Here is a 19,275-nt window from a genome sequence, read left to right as displayed (position 1 = left end):
CAGGGGAGCGTCCGGGTCCCCATTCCCTCCCTGACAACTGGTGCACGATGGGGGCCTGCCGGAGATTGCTCCGGTAAGGCCACCCCACCGAAGAAGAGCGCACCATGGACGAGCAACGCCCCGCCTCGCCGCCGGCCCGGACGGACCCCTCCATCGACCTGCTCCACCAGCGGACCCGCCAGCCGCTGGAGGTCCTCTTCGCGCCCCGCAGCGTCGCGGTGGTGGGGGCGAGCGAGCGTCCCGGCAGCGTGGGGCGCACCGTCCTCTGGAACCTCATCAGCAGCCCGTTCGGGGGGACGGTCTACCCGGTCAACCCGCAGCGGCCCAACGTGCTCGGCATCAAGGCGTGGCCTTCCCTGCGCGCGCTGCCGGAGGCCGTGGACCTGGCCGTCATCGTCACCCCCGCGAAGTCCGTTCCGGCCATCATCCGCGAGTGCGCGGAGGTCGGCGTCAAGGGCGCCATCATCATCTCCGCGGGCTTCAAGGAGACGGGCCCGGAGGGCGTGAAGCTGGAGCAGGAGGTGCTGCGCATCGCGCAGGCCGCGAACCTGCGCATCATCGGGCCCAACTGCCTGGGCGTGATGCGCCCCACGGGCGGCTTCAACGCCACCTTCGCCAAGGGCATGGCCCGCCCGGGCAACGTGGCCTTCATCAGCCAGTCCGGCGCGCTGCTCACCTCCATCCTCGACTGGAGCCTGCGCGAGGCCGTGGGCTTCAGCGCCTTCGTCTCCGTGGGCTCCATGCTGGACGTGGGCTGGGGAGACCTCATCGACTTCCTCGCGGATGATCCGATGACGCGCTCCATCCTGCTCTACATGGAGTCCATCGGCGACGCGCGCGCCTTCCTGTCCGCCGCGCGAGAGGTGGCCCTCACCAAGCCCATCATCGTCATCAAGGCCGGCCGCACCGCGCAGGCCGCGCAGGCCGCCGCGTCCCACACCGGCACGCTCGCCGGCAGCGACGAGGTGCTCTCCGCCGCCTTCCGCCGCGCGGGCGTGCTGCGCGTGGACTCCATCGAGGACCTCTTCCACATGGCGGAGGTGCTGGCGCGCCAGCCCCGGCCCTCCGGCCGCAGGCTCACGCTGCTCACCAACGCGGGCGGCCCCGCGGTGCTCGCCACGGACGCGCTCGTGTCCGGCGGCGGTGAGCTGGCCGTGCTGTCCGACGACACCCGCGCGAAGCTGGACGCTTTCCTCCCGCCGCCGTGGAGCCACGCCAACCCGGTGGACATCCTGGGAGACGCGGACGCGGAGCGCTACGCGAAGGCGCTGGAGACCACCGGCGCGGACCCCAACAGCGACGGCCTGCTCGTCATCCTCACCCCGCAGGACATGACGGAGCCCACGCAGACGGCGGACCGCCTCAAGGGCTACGCGAAGCTGCCCGGCAAGCCGGTGCTCGCGAGCTGGATGGGCGGAAGCGAGGTCGCCGCCGGTGAGCGCATCCTCAACGACGCGGGCATCCCGACCTTCGGCTATCCGGACACCGCGGCCCGCATCTTCAACTACATGTGGCGCTACTCGGACAACATCGCCGGCCTCTACGAGACGCCCACGCTGGCGGAGGAGCCCACCGGCGGAGGCCGCGACGTGGCGCGCACCCTGGTGGACGAGGCCCGCGCCGCCGGCCGCACGCTCCTGTCTGAATACGAGTCCAAGCGCCTGCTGGCCGCCTACGGCATCCCCACCGTGGAGACGTGGCTCGCCACCACCGAGGACGAGGCCGTGGAGAAGGCCCGCGCGCTGGGGTTCCCGGTGGTGCTCAAGCTGCACTCGCTCACGGTGACGCACAAGACGGACGTGGGCGGCGTGCGGCTGGACCTGCGCGACGAGGCGCGCGTGCGCGACGCGTACCGCGCCATCCGCGATGCGCTCACGGCGCGGGGGCTCCAGGACGCGTTCCACGGCGTCACCGTGCAGCCCATGGCGAAGCTGGACGGCTACGAGCTGATCCTGGGCAGCAGCCTGGACGCGCAGTTCGGACCGGTGCTGCTCTTCGGCGCGGGCGGCACGCTGGTGGAGGTGATGCAGGACCGGGCCCTGGGCCTGCCGCCCCTCAACACCACGCTGGCGCGACGGATGATGGAGCGCACGCGCATCCACCACGCGCTCTTGGGCGTGCGCGGCCGGGCTCCCGTGGACCTGGGCGCCCTGGAGCGGCTGATGGTCCGCTTCAGCCAGCTGGTGGTGGAGCAGCGCTTCATCCGCGAGCTGGACATCAACCCGCTGCTCGTCTCCGGCGAGCGCCTGCTGGCGCTGGACGCGCGCGTGGTGCTGCATCCTCCGGACGTCCCGGCCTCGGCGCTTCCCCGGCTCGCCATCGAGCCGTACCCGTACCAGTACGCGAAGATGCTCACGCTGAAGAATGGCGAGCACCTGCTGGTGCGCCCCATCCGCCCGGAGGACGAGCCCGCGATGAACGTGTTCCACCAGGCCCTGTCCGAACAGACGGTGTTCATGCGCTACGCGGGCCTGATGAAGCTCAGCCAGCGCGTGGCCCACGAGCGCCTGGCGCGCATCTGCTTCAACGACTACGCGCGGGAGATGGCGCTCGTCGCGGTGCGCCCGTCGCCGGACGGGAAGGGAGGGGGGGAGATCCTCGCGGTGGGCCGGCTCACGCGCCTGCGCGGCACCAAGGACGGGGAGTTCGCCATCACCGTCAGCGACCCCGCGCAGCGGCTGGGGCTGGGCACGGAGCTCCTGCGGCGGCTGGTGGACATCGGGAAGGACTGGGGCCTGCGCCGCATCGTCGCGGACATCCTCGCGCGCAACCGCGGCATGCAGGCCGTCAGCAAGAAGCTGGGGTTCACCCTCGTGGAGCACGAGGAGCTGGCCCCGGACATGGTCAAGGCCGTGAAGGTGCTCAACGGCTGACCGTGCCCGGGGCTCCCCGGTGCGGCCCTGTTACACGTCGTCGCAGGGCGTGCCCAGCCGCGCGCCCGTGTAGACGCCCAGCTCGTTGTAGATGAACGGCAGGTTGTCGTTCACCGGCACCGCGCGCAGCTTCTGCCGCTTGCTCTTCACCACCCAGAACGACGGCTCCTCGCGGTCCACCACGAGGCGCAGGTCGCCGCCCTGCGTGGAGAAGATCTCCCCCTGCGAGTCGGTGACGACGTTGAGCATCTTCTGCGGCTTCACCTGGCCGCGCTGGCCCGTGAAGATGCGGAAGCTCTTGTTGTCCGCGCCGATGCCGCGCTCCACCAGGTAGTACACGCCCTTGTCGTCGCGCAGCAGCGCGTACGGCTGGAACTTCACCGGGCTGGGCTGGTAGCTGGCCTTGCGCAGGAGCTCCCGGGCCTCGTCGGCCGGCACCGGCTGCTGCGGCAGGGTCTTCTCACCGCAGCGCAGCGCGCACGTCTTGAAGTCGTCGCTCAGCTTCACGTCCGAGACGACCCGGTAGTCCACGCCGCGGAAGTTGTCGTTGGCCTTGGGGTTGAAGAAGCGGGGCTCGAGGAAGCCACCCTCGGTGCTGGAGGGGTAGCCCACGGGCTGCACCTGCGTGAACGTCTTGCCATCCCCGTAGTACAGGTCGCCGTCGTGCTCGGGGGTGTGGGGGACGAGGACCGTGTAGTGGCCCTTGCCATCCGCGCAGACCCTGGCGGACTCCAGCACCATGCGGTCGCGCAGCTTCTCCTCCTTCTTCCAGGGCGGATCCAGCGCGAGCGCGGCTTGCGGGGCCAGGACGAGCCCCAGGGCGATGACCATGTGTCGAAGCGTCATTGTCGGTGGGCTTTCGTTCTAGAGGTTGTCGGTGAAGAAGCTGGTGGTCTCGTCCGGCTGGACCGTCTCACTCTCGGTCACGGACCAGATGATCTTCTGGGTCTCCAGCTTCAGCGCGGCCTTGGGGTCCACGCGGCACTCCACGGACTGGAGCTTCTGCTGGACGGAGCGCCTGGCCTCGTCGGAGCGCTCGCACAGCTTCTGCAGCGACTCCAGCGGCCCCGCGCAGTAGCTGCCGAAGGACATCGCGTTGAGCTGCGCGTCCGTGATGGAGTCCCAGGCCACGGTGGACGTCAGCTTGGAGCCGCACGCCTTGTTCGTCGCCGCGAGCGCCTCACCCAGCTGCGCCTCCGCCTGGTTCGTCCAGAACTTGCGGTCGAACGCGAGCAGCGCCTGGTACTTCTTGTCGCCCTCCAGGTCCTGGTAGCGCTCGAAGACCTTCTCCACCTTCAGCGCGCCCGTCTTGGCCACGTCCGGCCGCAGGTGCGTGTAGTCCGAGTGGTTCACGCCGCTGAAGACGAGGTCCTCGTAGCCGCCCCGGTCGTTCACGGTGACGAAGCGCTGCTTGCGGCCGCGCCACAGCGTCCAGTACTCCATGGCGCGGCGGTCTGCGTCCACCCACGCGGCCAGCACCTGGCCATCCAGTTCGCTCTTCGTGCCGTCGAAGGCCACCAGCGCCTTGTGCGCGTCACCGGGCTCCAGCCCGATGATGGTGATCTTCTCGCCGGCCTCGTTCGAATACACCTTGCCGGTGGCAGGCTTCGTGCCCGCCACGGCGCTGTCGGGCCGCACGCCCCGGGAACACCCCAGGGACAGCGCCACGACGCCCACTGCCAGTAGGACTCTCACGACGACTCCTTCATTGGCGGACGCGCCCCCGCTCTGGAGATTCCGCGCGCCCGGACGACCCTAGAGGTCAATATCGTACCGCGAACAGTATTGTCGGACCCTTGGACGTTCCGTTGCCGGGACCTGGGTCCATTGCGCGCGCGCATTCGCCAGATCGTGCTGCTGGCAGTACACGCGGGTGAGCAGCGAGTACGACAGGCCGGTAATCTTCGTGCGCTGGCTGCGCCGGATGTGACGCAGTGCTTCTGCCGTGTTGGATGCGTCCAGCGCCTTCTGCGCCGCCGCCAGGTCCTCGCGGACGCTGTCCGGCATGGATTCAGGAGTGCTTGCGCGCACCCTGGGTCTGGCCGTGGGGGCGACCTCGGCGGGCTGCCTGGGCCCGTCGATATCCGACGGCTGCTTCGGCCGGGGCTCCGGCTCCACGGGCTTCTTCGCCTCCTCCGGCTGCGCCACGACCGCGGCGGGCGGAGGTGTGACGGGCGCCGGGGGCTGAACCGGCGTCTGGACCGGAGGCGCTGGCGGCGCCACCGCGACGGCGGGCGGCGGGGGAAGCGTTCCCTTCCAGAAGAAGGCGGCGGCGAAGGCGATGACGCCCACCAGCCCCACGGCCACGGCCACCGGCCACTTCGGGCGGGGACGCGCCACGGGCCGTGGGGACAGGGACGCCGTCTGGGGCCCGGTGGGGGCGGGGGACGCGTCGATGCCAGCGTGCGGGCGCATGCCCACCGTGGGGATGTGCTCCTCGCGGTCCGCCAGGCGCGGCGCCGACGGGGAGGTGGGCGTCATGGGGTGCGAGCGCTGCCCCGGCTTCACCTCCGCGAGCGTCTGGAGCGGGATGCCGGTCAGCTCCAGGATGAACGCGCCCACGTCCGGGTGGCGCTCCTCCGGCTTCTTCGCCATCGCGCGGGAGATGGCCGTCACCACGTGCGGCGGCGTCTGGGGCGCCAGCGTCAGCAGCGGCGGAGGCTCCAGGTGGACGATCTGGTAGATGAGCTCCGCGACGTTGTCGCCGGAGTAGGGCGGCCGGCCCGCGAGCATCTCGTAGACGATGGCGCCGAACGCGAAGAGGTCCGTGCGCGCGTCCACGTGGCTGTTGTGGCCCATGGCCTGTTCGGGCGCCATGTACTGCGGCGTGCCCATCAGCACCGAGTCCAGCGTCTGCACGGTGCGCGAGTCCACGAGCTTGGAGATGCCGAAGTCGAGCAGCTTCACGCGCTCGCCCACGACGCCCCCCGCTTCCGTGGGCACGAGGAACACGTTGCCTGGCTTCAGGTCGCGGTGCACCACGCCCGCGCGGTGAGCGGCCTGCAGCGCCGCGCCCATCTGCCGCGCGATGGAGAGGACCTCCTCCAGGGGCAGCTGCTTCTGCTTGCGCAGCCGGCGCGACAGGCCCTCGCCGCGCAGGTACTCCATCACCATGAAGGGCGTGCCGTCCTCCAGGGTGTCGAAGTCCAGCACCTCCACGATGTTCGGATGCCCCAGCCGCGAGGCGATCTCCGCCTCGCGCCGGAAGCGCACCGCCACCTCTTCCGACAGGGCTTCCGCGCCGTGCAGCACCTTGACGGCCACCTGCTTGCCCGGCAGGCGCAGGTGGCGGGCCAGGAACACCGCCCCCATCCCGCCCCGGCCCAGCACGGTGCCAATCTCATACGTGGCACGCAGGACCTTGCCCGTCGTCAACGGCTCGCCCTGCGCGGAGGTCGGTTCGTTTGGCTTTGCCATCGGCGGTCCGAAGTCCTACTAAACCGGGCCGACACGATTGGAAAGCACCTGGGGCGAATCCCCACCCCACACGTCGTATGAGCCGGCCCGGGCTCTCACGTTCTGAGAGCCCGAGCCGGATTTGCACCCAGGGCTTGAACCGCCCTGGAGCGTGTGAGGGCTACGGCGTGGTGGGTGGCAGCACGAAGCCGGACTGGATGCTCGCCGCCGAGTTGATGTGCGTCTGCACGGTCTGCCGCTCGGCGAGCGCCTCCTGCTTCAGGGCCGGGTTGACGATCTGTGTCGACAGCAGGGCGTCGGAGAGGAAGGCGACTTGCGCGTGCGCATCGAGCTGCGCGCTGATCAGCGCCTGGTCGAGCGCGGCGCCCTTGGCCGGGGCGTGCGGGCCGGACAGGTACTGCATCAGCTGCTGGATGTCCGACTGCAACTTGAGGCTCAGCTCGGAGTCCTCGGGCGTGATGCCCTGGGCGGAGAGCAGCGCGTCCAGCCGTTGGTTCACGGCGGTGTGCTCCGTCACCATCTGGTTGTTGAAGTCGCGCACGGCCGTGCTGGTGGCGAGCGGCGCGGCGAACTGGCCAAGCATGATCTCACCCTCGTTGGCCACCTGCAGGACACGGGCGATCTGCGCGTCGGTGAGCGTCAGCATCACGCCCGCGTCCGTGCCCGCGTCCATGCCCGCGTCAGGGCCCGCATCCATGCTCTGCTGCGGCGCGTCCTGCGGCGCTGGATCCTCCTTCGCGCTGCTCCCGCACCCGTAACCCAGCGCCAGCGCACCCGCCACCAGCGTCCCCATCCAGAATCGAGCTGTCCGCATGTCCAACCTCCGTGATTGTCGCGGGGGAGGATGGGGAGACGAAGTGTCCCTCGCCATGAGCGCTTCAGCCGTTGCCACTGTGCCTGGGTGCACAGGCCGGGCAGGCAGGGGGCCTCCGCGGGCGCCGGAGCGGGCCGGTGGACGCGCGATTTTTCACGGGGAGCGGGCGGCTCCTCCTAGAGTCGGGTCCGATGAGTGCCTCCGCCGACCCCCGCGCCCCGCTCGCCGCCCTGCTTCCGAAGCCCGGCGAGCCCCCTCTCGACGCCGACGAGATCCTCAACCGCTTCGTGGGCTACGTGGCCACCCACGGGCTGAGCCTGTACGCCGCCCAGGAGGAGGCCATCCTGGAGCTCTTGAGCGACAAGCACCTGTTCCTCAAGACGCCCACGGGCTCCGGCAAGTCGCTGGTGGCCATGGCGCTCCACTTCAAGGCCATGGCCGAGGGCAAGGTGTCGTTCTACACGTGCCCCATCAAGGCGCTGGTGAACGAGAAGTTCTTCGCGCTCTCCAAGGCCTTTGGCCCGGAGAACGTGGGCATGCTGACGGGCGACGCGTCCATCAACCGCGAGGCGCCCATCCTCTGCTGCACGGCGGAGATCCTGTCCAACCTGGCGCTGCGCGACGCGTCCGCGCGCGTGGACGCGGTGGTGATGGACGAGTTCCACTACTACTCCGACAAGGAGCGCGGGGTGGCCTGGCAGATCCCGCTGCTGGCGCTGCCCAAGACGCAGTTCCTGCTGATGTCCGCCACGCTGGGCGACACGACCGTCATCGAGCAGAGCCTGGAGAAGCTCACCGGCCGCGAGGTGGCCACGGTGCGCAGCTCCGAGCGCCCCGTGCCGCTGGACTTCGACTACCGCGAGACGCCGCTGCACGAGACCATCCAGGAGCTGGTCGCGCGCGGGAAGTACCCCGTGTACCTGGTGAACTTCACGCAGCGGGCCGCGGCCGAGCAGGCACAGAACCTGATGTCCGTGGACTTCAACACCAAGGAGGAGAAGGAGGAGATCCGCCAGGCGCTGATGGACGCCCCCTTCGACACGCCCTACGGCAAGGACTTCCAGCGCTTCCTGCGCCACGGCATCGGCATGCACCACGCGGGCCTGCTGCCCAAGTACCGGCTCCTGGTGGAGAAGCTGGCGCAGCAGGGCCTGCTCAAGGTCATCAGCGGCACGGACACGCTGGGCGTGGGCGTGAACATCCCCATCCGCACGGTGCTCTTCACGCAGCTGTTCAAGTTCAACGGCGAGAAGCTGGCGACGTTGAGCGTGCGCGACTTCAAGCAGATCGCCGGCCGCGCGGGCCGCAAGGGCTTCGACACCGAGGGCAGCGTGGTGGCGCAGGCCCCCGAGTACATGATTGAAAACATCCGCCAGGCCGCGAAGGAGGCCGCGGGCAAGAAGAAGTCGCCCAAGGCGAAGCCTCCGCAGAAGGGCTTCGTGCAGTACGACCGCAACACCTTCGAGCGGCTCCAGAACGGGCTGCCGGAGCCGCTGGAGTCGCGCTTCGACGTGAGCCACGGCCTCCTGCTCAACCTGCTCCAGAGCGACAAGACGGAGGGCAGCGGCGGCTACCGGCGGCTGGTGCAGCTGGTGATGCGCTCGCACAGCTCCGACTACACGAAGAAGAGGCTGCTCAAGGACGCGGCGATGTACTTCCGCACGCTGCGCGACGCGGGCATCGTGAAGGTGGTGCAGTGGGAGAAGCACTCGGCCACGGTGGAGGTGTCCGAGGACCTGCAGCGCGACTTCAGCCTCAACCACACGCTGTCCCTTTACCTCCATGAGACGCTGGAGCTGCTGGACCCCACGCTGGACACGTACGCGCTGGACGTCGTCACGCTGGTGGAGTCCATCCTGGAGAACCCGGACGTGGTGCTGTACGCGCAGCTGCACCAGCTGAAGGGGGAGAAGATCCAGGAGATGAAGGCGCGGGGCGTGGAGTACGACGACCGCATGGAGGAGCTGGAGAAGCTGGAGTGGCCCAAGCCCAACCGGGACTTCATCTACGGCACCTTCAACGCCTTCGCGCGCAAGCACCCGTGGGTGGGCGAGGAGAACATCCGGCCCAAGTCCATCGTCCGGGACATGTTCGAGCGCTTCATGTCCTTCCACGACTACGTGCGCGAGTACAGCCTGCAGCGCAGCGAGGGCGTGCTCCTGCGCTACCTGGGAGACGTCTACAAGTCGCTGGTGCAGACGGTGCCGGAGAAGTTCCGCAACGAGGACCTGGACGACATCATCGACCACCTGCGCGCGACGCTGCGTCAGGTGGACTCCAGCCTCCTGGACGAGTGGGAGCGGATGCGCAACCCGGAGGCCCCCACCGAAGTGAAGCCGGTGGTGGACCTGAAGCCCAAGGAGCTCACGGAGGACCCCAAGGCCTTCGCCGCGCGCGTGCGCGAGGAGCTGCACCGGCTGCTGCGCGCGCTGGGCCAGCGGCGCTACCTGGACGCGCTGGGCATGCTGGACAACGCGCTGGGCGAGTGGACCGCGCCCAAGCTGGAGCAGGCCATTGCGCCGTACTTCGAGGAGCACAAGCTGGTGGTGCTCACGCCCCAGGCGCGCAAGCCGGCGAACACGCAGCTCAAGGAGACGGGCACGCGCCAGTGGGAGGCCCAGCAGCGCATCATGGACCCGGAGGGCCATGGGGACTGGGTCATTGACTGTGAGATTGATTTGCGCGGCCGGCGCATGGACGACGGACCCATCCTGATGCTGCGCCGCATTGGCGGCATGGCCGCCTGGTCTTAGCCGTCAGGCGGGGGGCGGTTTGGGGACTCTGGAGACTCCGGAGCCTTGGGCCGCCTCGCGCACGGTGCGGGCGGCGACGTCGACCTCCGCGAGGATGCGGCGCGCGTGGTGGAGCAGGGCCTCTCCGGTGGGCAAGAGGCGCATGCCCTTGGGGACGCGCTCGAAGAGGGGCGTGCCCAGCTCATCCTCCAGCGCGAGGATGTGACGGCTGAGCGGCGGCTGGGTGATGTGCAGCCGGCGCGCGGCCCGGCCCACGTGGCCCTCTTCCGCCACCGCGACGAAGGACTGGAGGTGCGTGATGCTCACGGGCACGGAGGATAATCCGTGCCGCGAGCTCCGTGCAGGGGGCCGCGTGATGCTGGAACAGCATTGGACGCTCCAGACGGGCGGGTGCCAGCTTGCCCGGCATGGGCATTCCTCTCTTCAAGGGCAGTGAGGTGGAGCGGCTGCGGCTCGCGGGCCGCGCGGCGGCGGGCACGCTGGCGCACGTGGCGTCCCGGCTGAGGCCGGGCGTGACGACGGCGGACATCGACGCGTGGGTTCGCGAGGACACGGCCCGGCGCGGGGGCGCGCCCAGCCAGCTGGGCTACAAGGGCTATCCCGCAACGGTGTGCACCAGCCGCAACCACGTGGTCTGCCATGGCATCCCGCGCACGGACGAGGTGCTGAAGTCCGGGGACATCGTCAACGTGGACGTCACGACGCACCTGGACGGCTTCCACGGGGACACGTCCGCCACGTTCATGATTGGCGAGGTCTCCGCGGATGCGAGGCACGTCGTGGACGTGGCGCGGCGCTGCCGCGACGTGGGCGTGTCCGTGGTGCGGCACGGCGCGCGGCTGGGGGACATTGGCGCGGCGGTGATGGCGCTGGCGAAGGCGGAGGGGTGCAGCGTGGTGGAGGAGTTCGGGGGCCACGGCATCGGACGGCAGATGCACGGGGAGCCGCACGTGCCGCACGTGGCCAGGGCGGGCACGGGCATCACGCTGCGCTCGGGGATGGTCATCACCATCGAGCCGATGATCAACCTGGGGCGCCCGGACATCCGGATGATGCCGGACGGATGGACCGTCGTGACCGCGGACGGCAGCCTGTCCGCCCAGTTCGAGCACACCGTGCTCGTCACCCGCGACGGCTGCGAAATCCTCACGCCCAACGAGCTGTCGCTGCACATCCCGTGAGGTATCCAGATTGCTGATGGCACATCGCTTCTGCCATCTGGTGCTTGGAGGCTGTCCGGCGCATCTCCTGGCCCATGGAAACGCCTCCGATGATTCCCGCCGCGCGGCCCCGGGCCTGGACGCCCGGGCATGTCCTGATGCCGCTCGGCGCGGCGCTGTGTCTGCTGCCCCTCGTCTCCACTGGCGTGGCGCTGCTCGCGGGGCTGTGCGTGGCCCTGACCGTGGGCAATCCGTACTCCGCGAGGACGCGGGCCCTGACGCCGCGGCTGTTGTCCCTGGCGGTGGTGGGGCTGGGCGCCGGCATGGACCTGCGCACGGTGCTCACGGCGGGGCGCGAGGGGCTGGGCTACACGGTGGTGGGCATCGCGCTGTGCCTGACGCTGGGCGTGGGGCTCGCCCGGCTGCTGGGCGTGCCTCGCGTGACGGGGCTGCTCATCAGCGTGGGCACGGCCATCTGCGGCGGGAGCGCCATCGCGGCGGTGGTGCCGGTGCTGCGGCCCCAGGAGCATGAGACGTCCGTGGCCCTGGGCACGGTGTTCCTGCTCAACGCGGTGGCCCTGTTCGTCTTCCCCGTCGTGGGCCACGCGGTGGGGCTGACGCCGCACCAGTTCGGGCTGTGGTGCGCGATGGCCATCCACGACACCAGCTCCGTGGTGGGCGCGGCGCTGCGCTATGGCCCCGAGGCCCTGGCGGTGGCCACGCCCGTGAAGCTGGCGCGGGCCCTCTGGATCCTCCCGCTGACGTTGGGGCTGGCGGCGTGGCAGCGGCGCGAGGGACACGCGGTGACGGGCAAGGTGCGCAGGCCGTGGTTCATCGCCGGGTTCCTAGGCGCGGCGGCGGTGGTGACGGTGTTCCCCGGGCTCAAGCCGGTGGGGCAGGGGGTGGCGGCCGTCGCGAGGCAGCTGCTCGTCGTGACGCTGTTCCTGCTGGGCTCCGGCCTGACGCGCGAGACGTTGCGCGCCGTGGGCTTGCGGCCGCTCGCGCAGGCGGTGGCGCTGTGGCTGATCATGGCGGGCCTGTGCCTGGGGGCGCTGCGGCTGGGCCTGGCCACGTGAGTCAGGGCAGCAGCACCGGGGGCGTGGCGCGGGCGTGGCGCAGGAAGCTGCCCGCGGCGCCGGACGGTTCATCCACGGGCAGGGCCCAGGAGAACGCGCGCGGGATGCGCAGCCCGGGCACGGGCAGCACCTGGAAGCGGCCCAGGGACAGCTCGCCGTGGATGCTCCAGCGGGACAAGAGCGCCACGCCCATCCCGAGGGACACGGCCCGCTTGATGGCCTCCGTGCTGCCCAGTTGGAGGTCTCCGCGCTGCGGCCCCTTGCGCACGCCCGCCTTGCGCAGGGCCCGGTCCAGGACGGCGCGGGTGCCGGAGCCCTGCTCCCGCCAGAGCAGCGGCACCTCCCGCAGCGCCTCCATCGTGCGGATGCGCAGCCACTCGGCCGGGCCTTCCGACGCGACCACCGGCACGAGCTCGTCGTCGAGGTAGCGCTCCAGCCGGATGCCGGGCGCCCGCGCGTGGCCCTCCACCAACCCCAGCGGCACCCGGCCCTCCGACAGCCACGCCAGCACCTCGCGCGTGTTGCCCACTTCCAGACGGACCTGCAGTTCACGGTGCGTGCGCAGGAACGACGCCAGCAGTCCCGGCACGATGGCGTTGGCGACGGTGGTGCTCGCCGCCAGCGCGAGCTCGCCGGTGAGGGTCTCCCCGGCCGCGATGGCGAGCGCCGCTTCGTCCAGCAGGCCGTGGATCCGCTGGGCGTAGTCGAAGAGCACGCGCCCCGCCGCGTTCAGCCGCACGCCCCTCGCGGTCCGCACCAGGAGCGGCTGGCCGCAGTCCGCCTCCAACTGCCGGATCTGCGCGGTGACGGCGGGCTGTGACAGGTGGAGCTGGCGCGAGGCAGCGGAGATCTGCCCCGTCGAGGCGACGACGCGGAACGTTTCGAGCCGGCGGGGGTCGACGAACAAGGCCGCCATCCTAGACGAGGCGTGAGGGAAGGGGCGCCCTCATCGGTGGGTGTTGAGAAGGGGGCGCTTACGTCCGCCTGCCCGGCCGGCGGGACGGTGGATCTCGTTGGAAGCGTCAGTGCCTTTGATAGGTTGGCGCCCCATATGAAGAAGATCCTGGTCGCGCTCCTCGTGCTCATCGTCCTGGCGGTCGCGGGCGTGGGCGGGACGTTCATGCACTTCCAGAACGCCACCACCGCGCCGCACGCGGCGGCGGATCCGGCCCCCAAGGAGTTCGTGGTGAAGAAGGGCGCGTCCGCGCGCTCGCTGGGCCAGCAGCTCCAGGACCAGGGCTTCCTGGATGACGCCACCGTGTGGCGCTTCCACCTGTGGCGCCGGGGCGGACTCAAGGTGAAGGCGGGCCGCTTCCTGCTGAGCCCCACCGCGTCCGTGGCGGACCTGGCCACCGCCCTGGAAGGTCAGCCGCTGCCGGAGGACGTGCCCTTCGCGATGATTGAAGGCTGGCGCCTGCGCGACACCGACCAGGTGCTCGCGGCCCAGGGGCTGATCAAGCCGGGCGAGTACATCGCCGCGGCCAGCCACCCGGAGCACTTCACGGCCCCGTTCCCGATGCCCACGCGCAGCCTGGAGGGCTACCTGTATCCGGAGACGTACGGGATCATCGCGGACAACTTCAAGGTGGAGGCGTTCATCCAGCGGCAGATCGACACCTTCCGCGCGCGCTTCTACGACGAGCACAAGGACGAGATCGCCAAGAGCGGCCGCTCGCTGCACGACATCGTCGTGATGGCCTCCATGCTGGAGCGCGAGGAGCCGGTGCCGTCCCAGCGCGCGCTCGTCGCGGGCATCCTCTGGAAGCGCGTGGACAAGGGCTTCCCGCTGGGCGTGGACGCGACCAGCCGCTACGAGCTGGCGGAGTGGAACGACCGCAAGGCGTTCCTCAAGCGGCTACGGGACAACACGGATCCGTGGAACTCGCGCACGCGCGCGGGGCTGCCGCCGGGCCCCATTGGCGCGCCCACGGTGGACTCGCTGCTCGCCGCGCTGCGGCCGGTGAAGAGCGACTACTGGTACTACCTGCACGATGCGCAGAAGGTCCTGCACCCGTCGCGCAACGCGCAGGAGCACGAGGCCCTCCGGGCCAAATACAACGTCTACTGAGGCGTAGCGATGACGTCCCCCCTCCTGGACCCGAGCCGTGTCTCCATGCCCCAGGTCGGTGCCGAGGTCGCCTCGCGTGACGAGGTGACCCTGCTGCGCCAGGAGAACGAGCGGCTCCGCCGGCTGCTGGAGACCGCGGCGCAGGTGACCTGGACCTCGAACCCCGCGAGCGATGCGCAGGCGCCCATCTCTCCCTCGTGGACGGCCTTCACCGGCCAGACGCCGGAACAGATGCGCCACCCGGGGTGGCTGCTCGCCCTGCACCCGGATGACCGAGAACGGACCCTGGCCGTGTGGGAGCAGGCCCGGGCCCAGAGCGCGCCCTTCGTGGTGCGCTACCGCCTGCGCCGCGCGGATGGCGCGTACGTGTGGATGCTCGCGCGGGGCGCGCCCGTGCGGGATGCGGACGGCACCGTGCTCGAATGGGTGGGCACCTGCATCGACATCCACGCCCAGGTCCTGGGCGAGGAGCGCGCCGCGTTCCTGGATCGGGCCAGCGAGCTGTTCTCGTCGACGCTGGACGCGTCCGCCACGCTGGCGTCGCTGGCGAACCTGTCGGTGGCGGAGCTCGCGGACTGGTGCATCGTGGATGTGCTGCACCCGGACGGCCACTTCGAGCGCGCCCAGGTGGTGGCGGCGGATGCCTCCCAGGCGCCGCTCGTGGCCACCGTGCAGCGGCTGACGCCGGTGCCCCGGGAGCGGCCCCGCTATCCGCCCGCGGTGGCGCTGGCGACCGGCAGCCCCACCCTGCTGACGGAGGTGACGGACGCGCTGATGGAGTCCGTGGCGCAGGACGCCGACCACCTGGTGACGATGCGGCAGGTGGGCATCCGCTCGCTGCTCACCGTGCCGCTGCTGGCCCGGGGGCACATCCTGGGCGCGCTGACCTTCCTGAGCACCACGTCCGGCCGCCGCTACGGCGACGAGGACCTCCGCTTCGCCCAGGAGCTGGGGAACCTGGCCGCGCTCGCGGTGGACAACGCAAGGCTGCTGCAGGGCGCGCGCGAGGCCATCCGCCTGCGCGACGAGTTCCTCTCCGTCGCGAGCCACGAGCTGAAGACGCCGCTGACGCCCCTGAGCCTGAAGCTCCAGGCGCTCTCGCGCGCGGTGAAGGCGCATCCGGACTCGCCGCTCGCGCCGATCATCGAGGCCCATGTCGATACGGGGAACCGCCAGGTCCGCCGGCTCACGGATCTGATGAACGACCTGCTGGATGTGTCGCGCATCAGCGCCGGCACCTTCCGCCTGCAGCGCGAGCAGGTGGACGTCGCGGAGGTGGTGCGCGAGGTGGCCGCCGGGTTCGCGCCGAGGTTCGCCGTGGAGCACTGCGACTTCCAGGTGGAGGCTCCAGCGTCCGTGCGCGGCTGCTTCGACCGCGTGCGGCTGGCGCAGGTGTTGGACCACCTGTTGGACAACGCCCTCAAGTACGGCGCCGGAACGCCGGTGTCGGTGCGGCTCGTGGTGGACGGCCCCATGGCGCGGCTCACGGTGCGAGACGAAGGCATCGGCATCGCGCCGGACCAGCGGTCCCGCCTCTTCGAGCGCTACGGGCGCGCGGTGTCCGAGCGCCACTACGGCGGCCTGGGCCTGGGGCTCTACCTCACCCGCACCATCGTGGAGGCCGAGGGCGGGCGCGTGGCCCTGGACAGCCGTTTGGGCGAGGGCGCGACGGTCGTGGTGGAGCTGCCGCTCACGCGGCCCTGAGCCGTCAGGGCGTGGCCGCGCCGGGCGGCTGGGGCGACGTCTGGAACATGCCCGCGAGGATACGCTCGGCCGCGTCCGCGAGCAGATCCCTGGCCATGCGCGCCTCCTCGCCGAAGATGCCGCGCGAAGTGCGCGCATCCAGCACGTGCGTGGCGAGCAGCGCGAAGGCCGCGGGCTCGTCGAACGTGGCCTCGGAGGAGAGCACGCGCTTGCCGGGGTGGGGATCCTCCTCGTGGAAGCGGCCCTCCCAGGTGTCGCCCAGGGTGATGGAGAAGTACTGGGCGGCCACGTTGCCGGGGCGCGACATGTGCGAAGCGGCCACCACGGCGCGCAGCTGGCCGCGCTCCTCGGCGGTCATCTGGCGTTTCCATGCCTCGACCGAGGCATGCATCGTTTCGATTTGATCCCTCGCCGCGTCCTCGGCGTTCTTCATGAGGTCCGGCACCTGGGCGTGGATGAACGCGGAGAGCTCCGCCTGCGTCACGCGGTTCGAGGCGAGCACGGAGTCCACGAGCGCGAGCGACGCATCGAGCAGGCGATGCTGCCGGGCCAGGGCGTCCGCTGGAAGGCCACGGGTGTCCAGGCTCTGGGACGACGCGGTGATGAGGCGCCGCAGCGTGATGAGCCGCGTGCGCGTCTCGTCATCGAGCGAGTCCTTCTGGCCGGCCAGCAGGACATGGAGCGCGAGGGGGACGTGGGTGACGGACTTGTATTCGTGGTAGCGGCGCGAGCGTGCGGGGGCTTCGAAGCGCTGACCGCGCATCCGGAGGATGAGCACGTCGTCGATCTGCGCGATGACGGGCCCCATGCGTGACAGCACGGCTTCGCGGCGGGCGGCATACGCATCGCGGAACGCCTGGTTGAGCACGGAGAGCGGATCCGTGGGCTCCAGCGCCACGGCGGCGGCGACGTCGGAGGGAGGTTCAGGAGGAGGGGAGGGGGAGGCGGGACCACCCACGGGGCACTCGGCCATGGCGGCCACCGTAGTGCCTGGCGACCGTCCGTCGTCCAGGGCCGTGCGCCGGGTGTCGGGATTCCTTCAACCCGGACAGCACTCCGGGCTCACGGCGTTGCCTGGACGCGGGTGGGCGGTGGCACCGTGATTCCGGAGGGCGTCGCGGCCGTCAGCTCCCCGACGATTCGCGCCAGCCCCGCATCCTTGGGCGAAAGCGCGGAGGCCCGCGCGTACAGCTCGCGAGCCAGTTCCAGCCGTCCCGCGCGCAGGTGGTGCTCCGCGGCGATGGCCACCACCCGCCAATCCTCCGGAGCCTCCGTGAGGCGCGCCGCCACCGCGTCCTCCATGGGGGCGGTGGGAAACGCGGCATTCGGCGTGCGCTGCAGCGCGACGGTATACGACCGGAGCGCCTCCGCGTTCCGTCCCAACGCGGCCAGGGCCCGCGCCCGGAGGTACTCCGTCGGCGAGAGCTCCGGGAACAGGGCGAGCACCCCTTCTGCGTCCGACAATGCTCCCGCCGCGTTGCCCCAGGCCAGGCGCTCGGAGGCCCGCGCGTGCCGCGCATCCAGGGAGTCGTGCATCGCGAACAGCTCCGCCTCCCACGACTCGCGACGAGGATCCCCGAGCGCCTCCGCGCCCGCGACCGCGAACGCCAGCGCGTCCAACGTGCCGCCTCGCCGTTTCAGGGACTCCGCCGCGTCGGCCAGCGCCCGCTCCCGCTCGCCAGCCGCCAGCCGGCACCGGGCGGACACCAGCAGCGGATCCAACGACGTGTCATAGAGCACGCCCCGGAAGCCCGCCTCGGCGGCGGCCTCGGCCGCGGGCAGCGCCTGCTCACAGTGTCCCGCGCGCCGCGCCAGCTCCGCCATGAAGAAGAGGTCCATGGGCGTGTCCGCCCCGAACCGCTGGAGCGACAGCGCCGCGGAACGCGCCGCCACCTCGGGAGATTCGAACGGCACACCGCGCAGCGGGCGCAGCATCGCCGTGAAGGGCTGCGCCGCCTGGAGGCGCTCGAACGCGCGCGTGGCTTCGTCATAGCGCCCCGCCGCCAGCGCGGACGCCAGGGTGGAGGCATCCGCCGCGTTCGTCTCGCCGCGCTCGAACTGCCGCTGCACGTCGCGCACGAAGGGGAAGAGCACCGGCAGCGTGAACACCGCCGCCGTCAGGCCGGCATACAGCGTCAGCGCCCTGGGCCGCTGTCGCGCCTGGAACACCGCCGCGACGCCCACGCCCGCGAACAGGGCCCATGCCGGCAGCGCGGCGACGCGGTAGCGGCTCACCACGTAGAACCCCAGCGCGAGCACGGAGCTGGCGAACAGATACAGCACCCCCCAGCCCACCCGCTCGCGGCGGATCAGCGCGACGAGCAGCCCCGCCAAGCCCATCAACCCCAGCGCCTGCGCGCTCACCAGCGGCCACTCGGACAGCCGCGCCTCCGCGCGACGCACCTCCACCAGGTCGTGCCCGTCCGGCCCGAACAGGAAGAACGCCAGCTTCCGGCCCATGAGCCCCAGGAACGTGCCCGGCTCCCATGTCGCGAAGGCCCACGTCTTCTTCACCCAGAACAGCTCCGCGTCCGCCGGGGCCAGCGCATGGCCCACGTCCGCGCGCGCGAACTCGCGGTAGAGGTGGTGGGCGTAGTCCGGACGATCCACGGAGCGCAGCTGCGCCTCGTACTGCTTCAGCAGCGTGGGTGGCTGCGCGCCCAGGCCCGTGCCCTCCGGCCGGTTGCCCATGTGCAGCACCGCGCCCGCGCTCATCGTCGCACCCACCTGCGAGCCCACCTTCGCGCGCACCGCGAGCGTCGGCAGCGCGGACGCCGAGAACCCCACGGCCAGCAGCAGCCCCGGCGCGAGCCAGCGCCCCCGCCGCGCGGGCTGCCCCCACGCCTCCCGCACCATCCACAGCGCCGCGAGCCCCAGGATGAACAACCCCGTGGGCCGCGTCGCCCCTGACAGTCCCAGCAGCAGGCCCGCGCCCACCACGGAGCGAGTCCTGAAGCCCGGGCTCGCGGCGGAGAGCAGGGCCAGCGCCGCCAGGTTGAACACCATCACCAGCAGGTCGGGCTCCAGCGTCGCTTCGTACAGCAGCACCGGCACCGTCACCGCCAGGAGCGCCGCCGCCACCAGCCCCGCCGCGCGCGACACCAGCCGAGCGCCCAGCACGTACACGGCCCACAGCCCCGCCGCGCCCGCCAGGCTCTGCAGGACGCGCAAGGGCCCGGGCGACACCAGCACGTTGAGCAGCAGGTAGAGCGGGCTGAAGTCCGCACCCTGCTCCGGGGACAGCGTCCCCTGGGCCAGCATGCGCGCGCTGTCCGGATACTTCCCGAACATCCATGCGGGCAGCAGGGTCAGCCCCAGGACGATGTGGAAGAGGCACAGGAGCCCGAGCACCCCCGGGACGAACCAGGGACGGGACGCGAGCGGCGGCGCGGACGGAGCATTCACGAGCG

The 19,275-nt window shown here is 71.1% G+C and carries 14 protein-coding genes; 6 read left to right on the top strand and 8 right to left on the bottom strand.

Features of this window, described 5'->3' with window-relative positions; all coding sequences use genetic code 11:
• The first annotated feature begins 104 nt into the window (after positions 1 to 104).
• Positions 105 to 2,873 carry a bifunctional acetate--CoA ligase family protein/GNAT family N-acetyltransferase gene (locus tag KYK13_RS23305; RefSeq protein ID WP_223633482.1) on the top strand — a complete coding sequence of 923 codons (2,769 nt, stop codon included), beginning with the start codon at positions 105 to 107 and terminating at the stop codon, positions 2,871 to 2,873.
• Positions 2,874 to 2,903: 30 nt separating this feature from the next.
• On the opposite strand, the gene KYK13_RS23300 is transcribed toward KYK13_RS23305, so the two are convergent.
• The 4 genes from KYK13_RS23300 to KYK13_RS23285 form a co-directional block, all read right to left on the bottom strand.
• Positions 2,904 to 3,719 (bottom strand): hypothetical protein, encoded by an 816-nt coding sequence (locus tag KYK13_RS23300; RefSeq protein ID WP_223633479.1) that lies wholly within the window; start codon positions 3,717 to 3,719, stop codon positions 2,904 to 2,906.
• Between the two features lie 18 nt (positions 3,720 to 3,737).
• Positions 3,738 to 4,568 carry a hypothetical protein gene (locus KYK13_RS23295; RefSeq protein WP_223633478.1) on the bottom strand — a complete coding sequence of 277 codons (831 nt, stop codon included), beginning with the start codon at positions 4,566 to 4,568 and terminating at the stop codon, positions 3,738 to 3,740.
• A gap of 60 nt (positions 4,569 to 4,628) precedes the next feature.
• Positions 4,629 to 6,290, bottom strand: coding sequence for a serine/threonine-protein kinase (locus KYK13_RS23290; protein WP_223633475.1), 1,662 nt, complete (start codon positions 6,288 to 6,290; stop codon positions 4,629 to 4,631).
• Positions 6,291 to 6,450: 160 nt separating this feature from the next.
• Entirely contained in the window at positions 6,451 to 7,104 is a 654-nt protein-coding gene (locus KYK13_RS23285) for a DUF4142 domain-containing protein (protein ID WP_223633464.1), read from the bottom strand.
• 191 nt (positions 7,105 to 7,295) lie between these two features.
• Here KYK13_RS23285 and KYK13_RS23280 point away from each other — a divergent pair, with 191 nt between their 5' ends.
• Complete coding sequence (locus KYK13_RS23280) at positions 7,296 to 9,857, top strand: RNA helicase (RefSeq protein ID WP_223633462.1); 2,562 nt, start codon at positions 7,296 to 7,298, stop codon at positions 9,855 to 9,857.
• A gap of 3 nt (positions 9,858 to 9,860) precedes the next feature.
• Here the strand turns inward: KYK13_RS23280 and KYK13_RS23275 are convergent, their stop codons facing one another.
• Complete coding sequence (locus KYK13_RS23275; RefSeq protein WP_223646717.1) at positions 9,861 to 10,163, bottom strand: LysR family transcriptional regulator; 303 nt, start codon at positions 10,161 to 10,163, stop codon at positions 9,861 to 9,863.
• 101 nt (positions 10,164 to 10,264) lie between these two features.
• Between KYK13_RS23275 and map the strand changes: the two genes are divergently transcribed.
• A complete protein-coding gene (gene map / locus KYK13_RS23270) occupies positions 10,265 to 11,038 on the top strand; it encodes a type I methionyl aminopeptidase (protein ID WP_223633460.1) in 774 nt (257 codons plus the stop codon).
• Positions 11,039 to 11,127: 89 nt separating this feature from the next.
• Complete coding sequence (locus KYK13_RS23265) at positions 11,128 to 12,093, top strand: YeiH family protein (protein ID WP_223633456.1); 966 nt, start codon at positions 11,128 to 11,130, stop codon at positions 12,091 to 12,093.
• 1 nt (position 12,094) lies between these two features.
• On the opposite strand, the gene KYK13_RS23260 is transcribed toward KYK13_RS23265, so the two are convergent.
• Positions 12,095 to 13,009 carry a LysR family transcriptional regulator gene (locus tag KYK13_RS23260; RefSeq protein ID WP_223633453.1) on the bottom strand — a complete coding sequence of 305 codons (915 nt, stop codon included), beginning with the start codon at positions 13,007 to 13,009 and terminating at the stop codon, positions 12,095 to 12,097.
• A gap of 135 nt (positions 13,010 to 13,144) precedes the next feature.
• On the opposite strand from KYK13_RS23260, the gene mltG reads away from it, so the two are divergent.
• Both mltG and KYK13_RS23250 read left to right on the top strand, forming a co-directional pair.
• Positions 13,145 to 14,161: an endolytic transglycosylase MltG gene (gene mltG, locus KYK13_RS23255; RefSeq protein WP_223633450.1), complete on the top strand. Its 1,017-nt coding sequence runs from the start codon at positions 13,145 to 13,147 to the stop codon at positions 14,159 to 14,161.
• Positions 14,162 to 14,170: 9 nt separating this feature from the next.
• Positions 14,171 to 15,865, top strand: a complete 1,695-nt coding sequence (locus KYK13_RS23250) for an ATP-binding protein (RefSeq protein WP_223633408.1) — start codon at positions 14,171 to 14,173, stop codon at positions 15,863 to 15,865.
• A 4-nt stretch (positions 15,866 to 15,869) separates the two neighbouring features.
• Here the strand turns inward: KYK13_RS23250 and KYK13_RS23245 are convergent, their stop codons facing one another.
• Both KYK13_RS23245 and KYK13_RS23240 read right to left on the bottom strand, forming a co-directional pair.
• Positions 15,870 to 16,838 carry a hypothetical protein gene (locus KYK13_RS23245; protein ID WP_223633405.1) on the bottom strand — a complete coding sequence of 323 codons (969 nt, stop codon included), beginning with the start codon at positions 16,836 to 16,838 and terminating at the stop codon, positions 15,870 to 15,872.
• A gap of 89 nt (positions 16,839 to 16,927) precedes the next feature.
• Positions 16,928 to 19,270, bottom strand: a complete 2,343-nt coding sequence (locus KYK13_RS23240) for a glycosyltransferase family 39 protein (RefSeq protein WP_223633398.1) — start codon at positions 19,268 to 19,270, stop codon at positions 16,928 to 16,930.
• Positions 19,271 to 19,275: the final 5 nt, after the last annotated feature.

Source organism: Corallococcus sp. EGB, from assembly GCF_019968905.1.
Taxonomy (GTDB): Bacteria; Myxococcota; Myxococcia; order Myxococcales; family Myxococcaceae; genus Corallococcus.
Note: the sequence above shows the minus strand (reverse complement) of the source record. Positions and strands in the feature narration are given on the sequence as shown.